The sequence below is a fragment of the Aquimarina longa SW024 genome (assembly GCF_001401755.1).
In the GTDB taxonomy this organism is placed as follows: Bacteria; Bacteroidota; Bacteroidia; order Flavobacteriales; family Flavobacteriaceae; genus Aquimarina; species Aquimarina longa.
The window spans coordinates 132,951-147,379 of the sequence record NZ_AVQK01000010.1; the positions used below are offsets into that span (position 1 = coordinate 132,951).

General features: G+C 32.8%; 13 protein-coding genes. 5 read left to right on the plus strand and 8 right to left on the minus strand.

Translation table 11 applies throughout. The annotated features are described in order from the left end of the window. Positions 1 to 25 precede the first annotated feature (25 nt). Genes N456_RS00360 through N456_RS00385 form a run of 6 tightly spaced genes read right to left on the minus strand, consistent with a single transcriptional unit; the run spans position 26 to position 4,340 of the window. Positions 26 to 826, minus strand: a complete 801-nt coding sequence (locus tag N456_RS00360; RefSeq protein WP_062052708.1) for a TPM domain-containing protein — start codon at positions 824 to 826, stop codon at positions 26 to 28. Beyond that, entirely contained in the window at positions 827 to 1,267 is a 441-nt protein-coding gene (locus tag N456_RS00365; protein ID WP_062052710.1) for a TPM domain-containing protein, read from the minus strand. Beyond that, the gene (locus N456_RS00370) at positions 1,267 to 1,890 is read right to left on the minus strand and encodes a LemA family protein (RefSeq protein ID WP_062052712.1); all 624 of its coding nucleotides are present in this window, start codon (positions 1,888 to 1,890) and stop codon (positions 1,267 to 1,269) included. Before N456_RS00370 ends, N456_RS00365 begins: the two co-directional genes overlap by 1 nt. Before the next feature lie 25 nt (positions 1,891 to 1,915). Next, positions 1,916 to 2,245: a MerR family transcriptional regulator gene (locus N456_RS00375; protein WP_062052714.1), complete on the minus strand. Its 330-nt coding sequence runs from the start codon at positions 2,243 to 2,245 to the stop codon at positions 1,916 to 1,918. A gap of 3 nt (positions 2,246 to 2,248) precedes the next feature. Then, positions 2,249 to 3,355 carry a CapA family protein gene (locus N456_RS00380; protein ID WP_062052716.1) on the minus strand — a complete coding sequence of 369 codons (1,107 nt, stop codon included), beginning with the start codon at positions 3,353 to 3,355 and terminating at the stop codon, positions 2,249 to 2,251. Between the two features lie 7 nt (positions 3,356 to 3,362). Continuing rightward, positions 3,363 to 4,340 (minus strand): M23 family metallopeptidase, encoded by a 978-nt coding sequence (locus N456_RS00385; protein ID WP_062052718.1) that lies wholly within the window; start codon positions 4,338 to 4,340, stop codon positions 3,363 to 3,365. A 210-nt stretch (positions 4,341 to 4,550) separates the two neighbouring features. Here N456_RS00385 and alaS point away from each other — a divergent pair, with 210 nt between their 5' ends. Continuing rightward, positions 4,551 to 7,181, plus strand: a complete 2,631-nt coding sequence (gene alaS / locus N456_RS00390; protein ID WP_062052720.1) for an alanine--tRNA ligase — start codon at positions 4,551 to 4,553, stop codon at positions 7,179 to 7,181. A 55-nt stretch (positions 7,182 to 7,236) separates the two neighbouring features. Beyond that, on the plus strand, positions 7,237 to 8,187 hold the full coding sequence (locus tag N456_RS00395) for a GSCFA domain-containing protein (protein WP_062052722.1): 951 nt from the start codon (positions 7,237 to 7,239) through the stop codon (positions 8,185 to 8,187). Between the two features lie 306 nt (positions 8,188 to 8,493). Here N456_RS00395 and N456_RS00400 read toward each other — a convergent pair whose 3' ends face one another. Further along, on the minus strand, positions 8,494 to 10,245 hold the full coding sequence (locus tag N456_RS00400; protein WP_062052724.1) for an aromatic amino acid hydroxylase: 1,752 nt from the start codon (positions 10,243 to 10,245) through the stop codon (positions 8,494 to 8,496). Positions 10,246 to 10,357: 112 nt separating this feature from the next. Between N456_RS00400 and N456_RS00405 the strand changes: the two genes are divergently transcribed. Continuing rightward, positions 10,358 to 12,028: a trypsin-like peptidase domain-containing protein gene (locus N456_RS00405; RefSeq protein WP_158447796.1), complete on the plus strand. Its 1,671-nt coding sequence runs from the start codon at positions 10,358 to 10,360 to the stop codon at positions 12,026 to 12,028. A gap of 95 nt (positions 12,029 to 12,123) precedes the next feature. Here the strand turns inward: N456_RS00405 and N456_RS00410 are convergent, their stop codons facing one another. Next, a complete protein-coding gene (locus tag N456_RS00410; protein ID WP_062052728.1) occupies positions 12,124 to 12,561 on the minus strand; it encodes an META domain-containing protein in 438 nt (145 codons plus the stop codon). A 113-nt stretch (positions 12,562 to 12,674) separates the two neighbouring features. On the opposite strand from N456_RS00410, the gene N456_RS00415 reads away from it, so the two are divergent. Beyond that, complete coding sequence (locus tag N456_RS00415) at positions 12,675 to 13,244, plus strand: TetR/AcrR family transcriptional regulator (protein WP_062052730.1); 570 nt, start codon at positions 12,675 to 12,677, stop codon at positions 13,242 to 13,244. A gap of 99 nt (positions 13,245 to 13,343) precedes the next feature. Beyond that, on the plus strand, positions 13,344 to 14,417 hold the full coding sequence (locus N456_RS00420) for a 2Fe-2S iron-sulfur cluster-binding protein (protein WP_062052732.1): 1,074 nt from the start codon (positions 13,344 to 13,346) through the stop codon (positions 14,415 to 14,417). Positions 14,418 to 14,429: the final 12 nt, after the last annotated feature.

Below are 14,429 nucleotides of genomic sequence, written 5' to 3' on the forward strand. Positions count from 1 at the left end.
TAAAAAAAAAGTAATTAAGGAAACGTTACCAACTTCCACCAGCACCGCCTCCACCGAATCCACCACCACCAAATCCACCTCCGAATCCGCCACTAGATCCACCTCCAAAACTTCCTCCATCATAGCTTCCCCGTCCCATATTGCTTAGAATAATAATATCGAGAAGACTGCCTGTTCCTGATCGATTTCCTCGGTTTCCTCTTCCGTTATTGTGGTTTTTTATAGAAAATGCTTTAATAATGATAATAACAAATATTAATAATAAGACCAATTCTATAATAGGAATGTCTTTAGAGTTTTCTTTTCTAGTTCCTTTAAACGTTCCGTTAAGAACCTGAAAAATAGCTGTGGTTCCGTTATCTAGACCAGTATAAAAATCTCCTTTTTTAAACTGGGGAGTGATGATTTGATCAATAATGGTTTTTGTAGTAAAGTCAGTAAGTTTTTCTTCTACTCCATATCCAGTAGTGATCCATATTTTTCGATCATTTTTGGCAACTAGAATAAAGACTCCATTGTCTTCTTTTTTTTGCCCAATACCCCATTTATGTGCCCATTCTGCAGCGTATAATCCTATGTTTTCTCCTTGTAGCGAATTTATGGTGGCCACGACAACTTGTGTAGAAGTAGTATCCGCATAGATAACTAATTTATGTTCTAAGTATTTTGATTGAGAAGGAGAAAGCATGTTTGCCTCATCATATACCGCTGTTTGTAGTTGAGGTTTCGTAGGGATTTCTCTTTGGGCATACAGTGTATCTACAGGTAAAAAAAATATTCCTGAGATGAGTAATAGATATAATATGTTTTTTTTGAAGCTATTCATTTATCCTTTAGAGATTTCATCAGGTAATTCATTACTATCATTATGATCCCAAGGAAAAAAATGTTGTAATTGCTCTCCTGCAAGAAGAACTCCATCAATTAGCCCTTGTGTAAAATTTCCTTTTTTAAACTGTTTTTGGATGACATTTTTAGTGTCTTCCCAAAAATGATCAGTTACAATAGTATGAATTCCTTGATCTCCATAAATAGCAAAAGCACGATCTTCTACAGCAACATAGATAAGCACTCCATTTCGTTGAATCGTATTATCCATTTTTAACCAATGAAATACCTCTATAGTCCTTTCTAGAATAGCTTTTTCACTATGTTTTTCGAGATGAATTCGAATTTCTCCCGATGTCATTTTTTCTGCACGTCTAATAGCAGCAATTATCTGCTGCTCTTGTTCAGGGGTTAAGAAATCTTCTACTTGATTAGACATTATTTAAAATCAAAATCAACATCTGGTGCTTTCTCAGTACCTTCATCAGCTTCGAATCGTACCATTTCATTAAAACCTAGCATTCCTGCAAATATAGAATTAGGAAATATTTTAAGATGCTTATTGTACACTCCAACCTGTTCGTTGAATCTATTTCGCTCTACATTGATTCTATTTTCTGTTCCTTCTAGTTGTGTTTGTAGATTAAGGAAATTTTGATTTGCTTTTAGATCGGGATAACGCTCTACTGTGACTAATAATCGAGATAATGCAGAGGTTAAACCACTTTGTGCCTGCTGAAAATGAGTCATTTGAGCAGGTGTTATATTACTAGGATCAATAGTTACTGAGGTTGCTTTTGAGCGAGCTTCGATGACTTCTTTTAGAGTTGTGCGTTCGAAATCTGCTGCTCCCTGAACGGTTTTAACTAAATTGCCAATAAGATCACTACGTCTTTGGTAAGCACTTTCTACATTAGACCACGCTGTTTTGGCATCTTCTTGTAAAACAACAGCTTTATTATTAAAATTATAGGCTATAAAGCCTCCAATTATTACGATTGCTAGGATACCAATTATTACAATTATTAGGCATCCTAACCCTGTAAAAATTCCTTTTTTCATAATATTAAAATATAATAATTTCTTTTTATAATTGTTCTTTGATTTTTAGAAGCTGTCCTTTGATGTATTCTAGCTTTCTAATAATGTCAAAACTATCTAAGGCTTCCTGTTTTTGTTCTTTGAGATGAATCTTAGCACCTTCTAAAGTAAACCCTCGTTCTTTTACCAAATGATAAATTAGTTCTAGATTTTTGATGTCTTCTGGAGTGAATTTTCGATTGCCTTTTGCATTCTTTTTAGGCTTTATAATATCAAATTCTTTTTCCCAAAAACGGATTAAAGAGGCATTTACATTAAATGCATCGGCTACTTCACCGATACCATAATACATTTTTTCGGGTAAGTCTACATACATAAATTATTCCTTTTGTTGTGTAAAACTCCCATCATCTTCAAAAATAATTTTGCTTTCCGGAAAATCTTTTTCGGTTAGCCTTTTGATTTCTTTTAACGCTCTTTTTTTCTCATCTATAAAAGGGTAGATTTCATCTATTTGTTTAGCAGAGTGCAATTTTCCTTTGATGAAATTTCCTTTAGTATCGACTTCAATTTCTGCAATAGGGGCATAACCTTTGATTCCCCCTAAACTAAACCTAGAATAGGTACAAAAATTCCCTAGGCTATAGGCTATAAATCTGTTTTTATATACTTCAAAAGCTCTAGTAACATGTGGTCCATGTCCTAGAATAATATCAGCACCTGCATCAATCATAGTGTGTGCGAATTTATAGACATTACCTCGGTCTTCACCATAAAAACGTTCTGTTTTTCTGGTAACATGAGTGTGTTTAAGGCCTTCTGCACCACCATGAAAAGAAACAATCACAATATCTACTTTTTCTTTAAGTTCGGTTACAATTTTTTTTGCATTGGTTAAGTTATGAATTTTTATGCAATCTTTGTTTGGGGCAAAAGCACAAAATCCATACGTGATTCCATCTTTTTCAAAAATAGTAGAAGGTTGAGCAAACACACCGGCATAGGCGATGCTGTGTTTTTCTAAAGTTTTAGAAGTGTTTTTGATTCCGATACTTCCAAAATCACCGATATGATTGTTAGCAATACTCATCACATCAAAACCAGCTTCTTCTAAAAATTTCCCAAAATATTCTGGTGATCTAAAAGAATAGCATTTTGATGGATCAGAACAGTGTTTAGCATTTTTGCCCTCATCAGTAAGTGTGCCTTCTAAATTACCAAAAAGCAAATCTGCTTTGGTTAATATAGAATTTACATCATCAAAAGGACCTTTACCTTCTGGCGGAAGATAACTTTTGTTAGGGAAATCAGTTCCCATCATAATATCCCCAACAGCCATAACCTTAATATGTTTAGGCTTTGCGAGTTTTAGCTGAGTGTTTTTTACGATAGTATACATCGAATCCAATACCTCTTTTGGATATTTTTGTGCTTGCATCGATGAATATAAGCCAAGAACGATGACAAGAAAAAGAAGTTTGCGCATTGATATTTTAATCTAGAGTTTCATTAATAAGATTAGAGGCTTTAAGCATTTCGTCAAATTCTTCGGAGGTTAAACTTCCGTAATAAAAATTTCTAGGATTAATTTTTTCACCATCTTTAAAGATTTCATAATGTAAATGAGGAGCTACAGATCTCCCTGTACTACCTACAAAACCTATGACATCTCCACGCTTTACTTTTTGTCCTACTGTTACATTGTATTTATTTAAATGTGCATATAGACTTACGTAATTAAATCCATGATCAATACGAATGTGTTTTCCATATCCAGAAGAATTAGCATCTGCACGTTTTACAACCCCATTACCTGATGCATACACAGGTGTACCCGTTGCCGCTGAAAAATCCATCCCGTAATGAAATTTTCGTGCTTTAGTAAATGGATCACTTCTCCAACCATAACCAGATGCCATACGTTTTAGATCAGAATTCTGGATGGGTTGGATAGCAGGTATAGTGGCAAGTAACTCTTCTTTCTGTTCTGCCAAATTAGCGATTTCATCAAGAGATTTAGACTGTACTACAATTTGCTTAGTCAATTTGTCGATGCGTTTACTACTTTCGATAATAATATCAGAATTATGAAAACCTTCTAAGTTTTTATACCTATTCACTCCTCCAAATCCAGCATTACGAAGCTCTTCTGGGATAGGGTTAGCACCAAAATATAAACGATAAATATTATCATCTCGTTCAGCTATTTCTTGTAAAATTCCCTCATCGCGTTTCAGTCTTTGATTCATTAAATCATACTGAAGTTGCATATTCTCAAGTTCTCTTTTATAAGCTTTCTCTTTAGGAGTCTCTAATTGTGGGATGTTTAAATAGATAAGAAGTAGGATAAATCCAGCTAAAAAGACACTAATAACCCCTAGTGCTGCTATACCAAACTTTCGCCCTTTCTTTTGTTCTATTCTACGATAAGAAAGCGTCTCACTATCATAGTAATATTTAACCTTTGACATAATCTAAAATATGCTATTTTTGCATGATATCAACTAATATACGGTTCTTTAAAAACCAAGATATCAGAACAAATATAATAAATTGTTGCAAAGTCCAGAAAAAACTGACAAATATCGATAATATACTTTTTTATAAAAGTAATGTAAAATAGTAGTTACAGTTATAGAGTATAGTATATTTCGAGTAAAAAATAGTAATACATAGAATTCATGAAATCCCAAGAAATAAGAAATCAATTTTTAGAGTTTTTTAAATCAAAAAAACACAGTATCGTTCCTTCTGCACCAATGGTAATTAAGGATGATCCTACTCTAATGTTTACCAATGCTGGGATGAACCAGTTTAAAGAATTCTTTTTAGGTAATGGTATTCCAAAAAATAATCGATTAACAGATACTCAAAAATGCTTAAGAGTAAGTGGTAAACATAATGACTTGGAAGAGGTAGGTATGGATACCTACCATCATACAATGTTTGAAATGCTGGGTAATTGGAGTTTTGGAGATTACTTTAAAAAAGAAGCGATTCATTGGGCTTGGGAGTTGTTAACAGAAGTATATGGTATAGATAAAAATATCCTATATGTCTCAGTTTTTGAAGGAGCAAAAGATGAAAATCTTAATATGGATCAAGAAGCGTATGATCTTTGGAAAGCTATTGTTCCAGAAGATCGTATCATTATGGGTAATAAGAAAGATAATTTCTGGGAGATGGGAGATCAAGGACCCTGTGGGCCCTGTTCTGAGATTCATGTAGATATTCGTTCTGAAGAAGAAAAATCTAAAATCTCTGGTAGAGAGCTTGTTAATGCGGATCATCCGCAGGTAGTAGAGATCTGGAATTTGGTTTTTATGCAATATAATCGAAAGGCAAATGGATCGCTAGAAAAACTACCAGCACAACATGTAGATACAGGAATGGGATTCGAGCGTTTATGTATGGTATTACAAGGAGTAAAATCAAATTATGATACAGATGTTTTTACCCCTTTAATTCGCGAAATTGAAACCATTACTAGTACTACTTATGATAAAAATAGTTTACCAACAAACCCTGATGGTAAGGTAAGTGTAGCGATTCGTGTAATCGCAGATCACCTTAGAGCAGTGTCTTTTTCTATAGCAGATGGACAATTGCCAAGTAATACAGGAGCAGGGTATGTGATTCGTAGAATCTTGCGTAGAGCAATTCGATACGGATTTACATTTTTAAATACTAAAGAACCGTTTATTTATAAGCTAGTAGAAACATTAAGTAAACAAATGAGTACTGCTTTTCCTGAGTTAAAAGCACAGAAAAACTTGATTATTAATGTAATTAAAGAAGAAGAACACTCTTTTCTAAGAACATTGGATCAAGGGTTAGTATTATTAGAAAATGTTATAAAAAATACTAAAAGCAATACAGTTTCTGGAGAAAAAGCTTTTGAATTATACGATACGTTTGGTTTTCCAATAGATTTAACCGCTTTGATTCTAAGTGAGCAAGGATATAAATTAGATGAAAAAGGATTTGAAATAGAATTACAGAAACAAAAGGATAGGTCTAGAGCTGCCTCTCAGATATCAGCAGGAGATTGGGAGGTATTATTAGAAAACAATACAGAAGGATTTATAGGGTATGACCAGCTTACTACAGAAGTGAGAGTTACGCAATATCGCAAAGTAGATAGTAAAAAAGATGGAGAATTATATCAATTGGTATTTGATAAAACCCCTTTTTATCCTGAAGGAGGAGGACAGGTAGGAGATAAAGGGTATTTAGAAGTGCCCAATGGAGATGTGGTGTATATTGTAGATACTAAAAAGGAAAATAACCTAATTATTCATTTTACTAAAAATTTACCAAAACAGATAGATCAACCTTTAAAAGCGGTGGTAGATTCTAAACAGCGTACTAGATCAGCTTCTAATCATAGTGCAACACATTTAATGCATCAGGGATTACGTGCTATTTTGGGTACTCATGTAGAGCAAAAAGGATCAATGGTACATAGTGGTTATCTACGTTTTGATTTCTCTCACTTTGCTAAGGTATCTAATGAAGAATTAAAAGCAGTTGAAGATTTTGTAAATGCCAGAATACGAGAGCAATTGCCTTTAGAAGAGAGACGTAATATTTCTTTTGATCAGGCTGTAAAAGAAGGTGCAATGGCATTATTTGGAGAAAAATATGGCGATACTGTAAGAACAATTCGATTTGGAGAATCCATGGAACTATGTGGAGGTACTCATGTAGAAAATACAGGGAATATATGGCATTTTAAAATCACATCAGAGAGTGCAATTGCAGCAGGAATTCGTAGAATAGAAGCAATAACAGGTGATGCTGCAAAAGAATACTTTACAACTCAGTCAGAATCTTATAATAAAGTTACATCGATTCTAAAAACTAAAGATCCAGTAAAAGCAATTACATCATTACAAGAGGAGAATACCAGTTTGAGAAAACAAATTGAAGTACTTCTAAAAGATAAAGCCAAAAACCTGAAAGGAGATCTTAAATCAGAATTTGAAGAAATAAACGGAATTAAATTTTTAGCTAAAAAAGTAGATCTAGATGCGGCAGGGATTAAGGATTTATCGTTTGAACTAGGTGGTGAATTAGAAAATATTGTAGTTTTATTTGGGTCTGATCAGAATGGAAAAGCCATACTATCATGTTATATCTCCAAAAATCTAGTAGAACAGAAAAAGCTGAATGCTGGACAAATGGTTCGAGAACTAGGGAAATATATCCAAGGTGGTGGTGGTGGACAACCGTTTTTTGCTACAGCAGGAGGTAAAAAACCAGAAGGTATAGAAGAAGCATTAGAGAATGCAAAAAAATATTTGAAATAATCTATATATAAAGTCTCCTATCCTTTTTAAAAAGCATAGGAGACGAAAGGAATTTATGAACTTACAAACCAAAATACCATTAGAGTCCAAAGATCCTAAAATTGATTATGGGTCAGAAATAGTATTATTAGGCTCCTGTTTTTCTGAAAATATAGGAAGTAAGTTTGGATATTTTAAGTTTAAAAAAGAAACCAATCCATTCGGGATTTTATTTCATCCTAAAGCTATCGAAACATTTTTGTGGATGGCTACTCAGGGAGAGCAGTATACAGAAACAGATCTATTTTATAGTAATGAGCAATGGCATTGTTTTGATGCGCACTCCTCTTTAAGTAATGCTAATAAAAATAGTGTGCTCTCAGGTCTTAATCAGGCATTATATGATACACGAGAGAAAATTAAATCTGCAACACATATTTGTATCACTCTGGGAACAGCATGGGTATATCGGTTAAAATCATTAGATATGATTGTGGCAAATTGCCATAAAATTCCACAGAGAGAATTTCAAAAACAATTGTTATCTATCGATGAGAGTAAGCAATGCTTACAGAACTGTATCCATATGATTAGAGGATTAAACCCATCAGCAGAGATTATATGTACAGTATCTCCTGTACGACATAGTAAAGATGGATTTATAGAAAATAATAGAAGCAAAGCACATCTGATAGCATCAGTACATCAGATTATAGAAGAGCATAAAAACCTAAGCTATTTTCCTTCTTATGAGATTATGATGGATGAGCTTAGGGATTATCGATTCTATGATACAGATATGATTCACCCTAGTGCATTAGCGGTAGCGTATATATGGGAGCGTTTCTCAGAAATTTGGATTGCTCCCAGAGCTATGCAAACGATGAGAGAAGTAGAAGAGATTAATAAAGGAATAGCACATAGACCTTTTAACCCTAATAGCGAACAACATCTTTTGTTTTTAAAAAGGATAGCCTCAAAAAAACATCAATTGCAGCAAGCATATCCATTTATGAGTTTCGAGTAAATTTTATATGATTTTGGAAAATTTTCTTGCAACGAAAGCTATGATTGAATGTCTAAAGTATTTTTTATAGCAAGAAAATATGAATCAAGATTAAGTATTTTTAGGCGAAGAAATTCATCATAATTTTTTTATATTTTGATATTGCTTTTTTACATTTTTTTAATTCTGCACACTAGCGCTAAGTTGTCCTAAAGACAATTATAACAAAATTTGTTTCTGTTTTAGGTTTTTTAATAATAAGATCTGGGTTGTTTTTTACTATCGTATTATATTTTTTATGGGATTTTATGCTTTTATAAGCTACATCTAGATATTTTGAGGGACCATAGAAATTCCACTGTCTATTAAGTGTTGTATTTTAGGTCTTTTGTATTTTATATTTTCCAAATGTTTTAAAACCTGTGATGCAAACTTTTCATCTCTATCATATACTAATTCATATATCTCTAGAGTAAGTAACCAATCATTAGGATGGTCTTTTTCTATAATTTCGAATGTAGCTTCTAATGAAAAGATTGCGTTTTTACCTTCTCTGATATTTTTTACAGATTCATATAAAGAATGGAGTTCTATTTCTTTTTTAGAATATGTTCTTTTAATAGTCGTTGAAGAAGGATTATGAGTTACTAAATCAAAGGAGTTCTCATCTGCTGGCCCCGAAAAAGCAGAGACAATTTCTTTTCCTACTGCCAGATCAAAGGTTCCCCACTCGGGTTTAAAAAGAAACTCACCCTTATACATAATAGTACATTCACTAAACTGGATTAAAATTAACTCTCCTTTAATATTTCTCATACCTGTGATATTGTTTCCAGCTACGGTGATTCCACTCTCAAACTCAAATTCGATATACTCTCCATCATAAAAATTATAAGCTTTTAAATCTCTAGGAGACATATTTTCTATGGCAAGGTTAATTCCTTTTAATTTTCCAATAGGAGATCGAAATCCCTTAGGATGTGCATCAATCCCATGTCCTATAAGTTCTTTCTCTCTAAAAGATAAAGCAGTAGCTCCTTTAGTCTCAAAATAAATAACTTCGTTATCTTCATTTTTGATCATTCTAGTAAAAGTTCCAGAAATTTGTAAACCAGTACTCAATTCGATAGTTCCTAGATTTTCTGACTCTATTAACTTGGCAAGACCTCTATGACCTCCTTTTCGTAATGCCATAGTATCTGCAAACTCCTCTAATACTTGACATAAATAGGCGAAATCGGGAGTTACAAAAAGTTGAGGCTGAGGCTTAGTGATGTCAAAATCCTGAAAAGCAGCATCTGGTGAATATGGGAGTTTTTTTACATGATCTGTCATACACCACTCACTTTCTCCAATAGAGGATAGTAATCCCGCTCCATAAATCTTAGGATTTTCTACTGTTCCGATTAAGCCATATTCTACGGTCCACCAATGTAGATTACGTATCAAAGCCATCTCAGAAGGATTTTCTTTCTGGTTTTGTAGTTCAGCTATTTTTTGTTCAGCTTTTTCGATATCTTTTTTAGCAGTGTTATAAGCTTCTTTTAGAATAGAAAGTTTGCGCACAGCTTCATACATTTCATAATCTTTTTTAGAAGAAATAGCTTTGCATCCGATTTTTCCAAACCGTCGTAAGTATTCAGCATAATCGGGATTAGCAATGATAGGTGCATGCCCTGCAGCTTCATGGATAATATCTGGAGCAGGAGTATATTCTATATTTTCGAGTTGTCGTATATCCGAAGCAATAACAAGAATATTATATGCCTGAAACTCCATAAAAGCATTAGGAGGAATAAAGCCATCAACCGCTACAGCTGCCCAGCCAATTTCTTTTAGAATCCTATTCATTCCATACATACTTGGTATGGTATTAATAGAAATCCCTGTTTTTTTAAGACCTCTCAGATAAGAATCATGAGCAACTTTACTAAGTGATGTAATGTTTTTTAACATTACATATCTCCATACAGCTTGATCCGTAGGGGTATATGTTTCATAATTTTGTGGTTTTATGAATTGTTTTAAATGAGCAGGAAGCCTGTCAATTAATGGATTAGATGTGATTTCTGTAGACATAATGAAAAAAAAATTTGATCAGGACAATTTATATGGTAAATTAATAGTTTTATTTTGATATTGAAGTGTTCTTAAATAGTTAAATTTGTTTCCATTATAAAAATAAATGATTGTGAGAGTTAAATTGTTGATATTAAGTTTGTTTTGTGTGTTTGCAATGAACTCGCAAGTTATTACAGGAGAAAAACCTATAAGTTGGACTATGCAAAGTAAAAAAAGTATAACTCCAATGCTGATGAAAAAGTTTGATTTAAATAAAATCAATGCTGAAGATGCTAAAAATGATCGCGATCAATCAATACCATGGCGATTCGGGTATGAGTATAAGGTTAATTATGGACTTGATAATTCTGGAGTATGGGAAGAACTGAGCAATGGAGATAGAATATGGAGAATTAACATTATATCTAAAGGGGCTAAAACATTGAATTTTATTTTTGATACTTATAAAATGCCCGAAGGCGCAAAAATGTATTTGTATAATGATGATAAAACAGATCTATTAGGCGCATATACAAGTGTTTTTAATAGACCAGATCATATGTTAGGTACTTGGTTGGTAGAAGGAGATAATATTTGGGTAGAATATTACGAGCCAGCTTCAGTAAAAGGACAAGGAGAATTAAATATAGCTAAAGTAATTCATGGATACAGATCCGTTACAGATGCTGAAATTCAAAAAAAAATAGGGAGCTCAGGAGATTGTAACCTCGATGTTGACTGTTCTTTAGGAAAGGATTATGATTCATTAAAAGAACGATTAAAGCATTCTGTTGCGCTTGTTATTATAGGTAAAACTGTATGTACAGGTACACTGATTAATAATACAAGAAATGATAAAACACCATATTTCCTAACAGCAAACCATTGTGCTGGAGTAAGTGAATCCGTTTGGGCATTTCGCTTTAATTGGATAAGCCCCAATCCTTCTTGTGCTACAGAGGTAATAAGTACAGATACAGAAGTTAACCAGGTAACTAGTGGAGCAACTCTTTTAGCTTCTAATCCGCAATCTGATTTTAAATTACTTAGACTTGATGGAGGACTTGATGAATCATGGGACCTAGAGTGGGCCGGTTGGGACAGAACAAGTACAACAATAGGATCTGCAATGGGAATCCATCACCCCGATGGTGATATTATGAAAACATGTCTAGAAAATGATGAGTTAGATAATAGAGTAATTACAATACCAGGTATACCAGATCCTATAGATTCTTGGGTCGTAGGTGATTGGGATAAAGGAGTGACAGAACAAGGATCTTCTGGTTCTGCTCTTTTTAATCAAAAAGGACATATAATTGGTCAGCTTTCTGGAGGAAGAGCAGATTGCATAATGATACAAGATAGTATAAATGATAATGGCGAAGAAGACTATTATGGTCGATTTAATGTCTCTTGGGATTTTGGAAAAACCGATGATACAAGACTTTCTAATTGGTTAGATCCGGATAATAAATCAAAAACAGGGACTCTAAATATGTTGTCACAAGAGTTATCAGGTGTAACTCCAAAACCAGAACCGCCTCAAAAAGAGATTGTTGTGTTTTTTAAATCAGATAGACCTGAATTTTCGATATCTAATGGAGTAAAAGCAAGGCTAAAATATTATGTCTATAATATTTTTGGAGCTCTTGTAGCTTCTGGAGAGTTAGCAGAAGATACAGCACAAGAGAATGTAAATATGCTAGGTAAGTTATCTGGGATGTATTTTGTATATATAGAGAATACTACTAATGGGACTTCACTGACCAAAAAAATAATTATAGATAATAAAATCTAAACAGACTACGATTATTGTTTATAAATTAAAATGCATTCAGAAATTTATTATCTGAATGCATTTTAATTTTTTAGAAATTGATAACCTCAAAAATATCAATTTTTAGATTGTACACCAGATAATAAAATAGTGTTATTGTTATCTTTTAAGAATAAAGAATCACCTTTAACAACTCTGATTTTAGATTTGGTTAAGGTAGAGATAAATTTTTTCTCTAACATAGCTGTTTTTTCACAATACATCTTTGTGTACATAGGTGAGGCAAAAGATATAGTCTCTTTTTCTATAGTATATTTCGAAGAAAATTGATTACACCCAGAAAAACCAGAAGCTGAATTGTCATCTTTATTAAAGATGATGTAAAGTTTCTCTTTTTCTATGTTTTCTTTATGTAGTGTAGTGATAAAAAATTTTACTTCTTCTGTAAATTGGTTCTCTGTAAGTTGATTTTTTTTGGTTTTATTTTTTTTATCACCACATGTGGTCGTGATAGAAAGTATGAGGGATGATAAGATGATAATTAAAGATTTCATGATTTTTTATGTTTTGAGACTGTAAATTAGTTATAATTTGGCTTTTTGATGATGAAAAAAATGGTTATTTGAGATTAAAATCTATTTTTGAGTATAAAATAAAGAGTCAGTCAATGAAATCCGAAAACAGAAAGAAAGAAATTATTAGTGCAGCATCCATACTTTTTAAAGAAAAAGGGTATAGTGCTGTGACAATGAGAGATTTAGCTAAGGCAATGGGGATTAAAGCAGCAAGTCTGTATAATCATATTCAATCAAAACAAGAAATACTATCCACAATTATAATAGGACTAGCAGAAGAATTTACTGTAGGTATGAATAAGATTGTGAGTTCTGATGCGAGTACAATCCAGAAATTAAAAAATATAATAGACCTGCATATAGATGTAACCTTACGAAATGCAGATGGTTTAGCTTCTCTTAATAGTGATTGGATGCATTTAGAAGAAGGTAACTTGCAATATTTTGAACAGATGAGAGAAGAATATGAAGAGAATTTTAGAACTATTGTTAAGAGAGGAGTTGCTAATGGAGAAATAAAATCATATAATATAGAGATTATGGTGTTTTCTACATTATCAACTTTAAGAACGCTATACTTATGGTATCCTAAACAACACGGTATCGATGCAGATATATTAAAACGTGATATGATGTCTGTATTGCTTAAAGGTATTGTTTAATTAAAATTTAGTTAATTCTAAAATTAATAAGAAAATATTTGTTTATTAAACTAACAAACGTTAGTTTTGTTTATGTAACTACACATAGTTAAACGAAACATGACTGATTTTTATCCCATACAAGTTTCTGAATTAACAAAAGAAACAAAAGACTGCGTTGCTATAACTTTTGATGTTCCTGAAGAGATCAGAGATGATTTCGCTTATAAGCAAGGACAGTATCTTACTTTAAAGACTACAATAGATAATCAAGAAATAAGGAGATCTTACTCTCTTTGTTCGAGTCCAGTAGAAAACAAATGGCAAGTCGCGGTTAAAAGAATTGATCAAGGAATATTTTCAAATTTCGCAAATAATACCCTTCAGGTAGGTGATACGTTAGAGGCAATGTTACCTGCAGGTAATTTTTATGTAGAAGTAGAACCTTCTAAAACAAAGGATTATATTTTTTTTGCAGCAGGAAGTGGTATAACTCCCATATTATCAATACTTAAAACACACTTAGCAAAAGAGGAGAATAGCACTTTTAAGCTCTTTTACTTGAATCGAAACGTTAAATCAATTATCTTTAAAGAAGAGATAGAAAACCTTAGAAATACATACTTTGGTCGTTTAGAGATTTTCTATTTTTTAACAAAAGAGCAGAGAGACATTCCGTTACTTAATGGTCGATTTACTGAAGAAAAGTTGCAAGAACTTACTGATAAGATAATTGATGTAACTAATGTAGATGAGTGTTTTGTATGTGGCCCTGAAGAAATGATTTTTTTGATAAGAGATCAACTGGTTAATGCAGGATTATCAAAAGATAAGATTCATTATGAGCTATTCTTTTCTGGAAGCTCAGAAGAAGATAAGGAAAAAGCAGCGCAAGCAGTAAAACATAAATTCGAAGGAACCGAAGTTACTATTATCGATGGCGGTAAAGAATTTCATTTTGAGATGGATGATGACTATGATAATATACTCGATGGAGCTTTAGCTTCTGGTGCAGATCTCCCTTTTGCATGCAAAGGAGGAGTTTGTAGTACCTGTAAGTGTAAAGTTATAGAAGGAGCAGTAGAGATGAAAATAAATTACGCATTAGAAGAAGATGAAGTTGCCAAAGGCTTAGTATTATCCTGTCAGGCAGTTCCTACTACAGAGAAAGTAGTTGTTGATTTTGATGTATAAAAAGCAATTGTT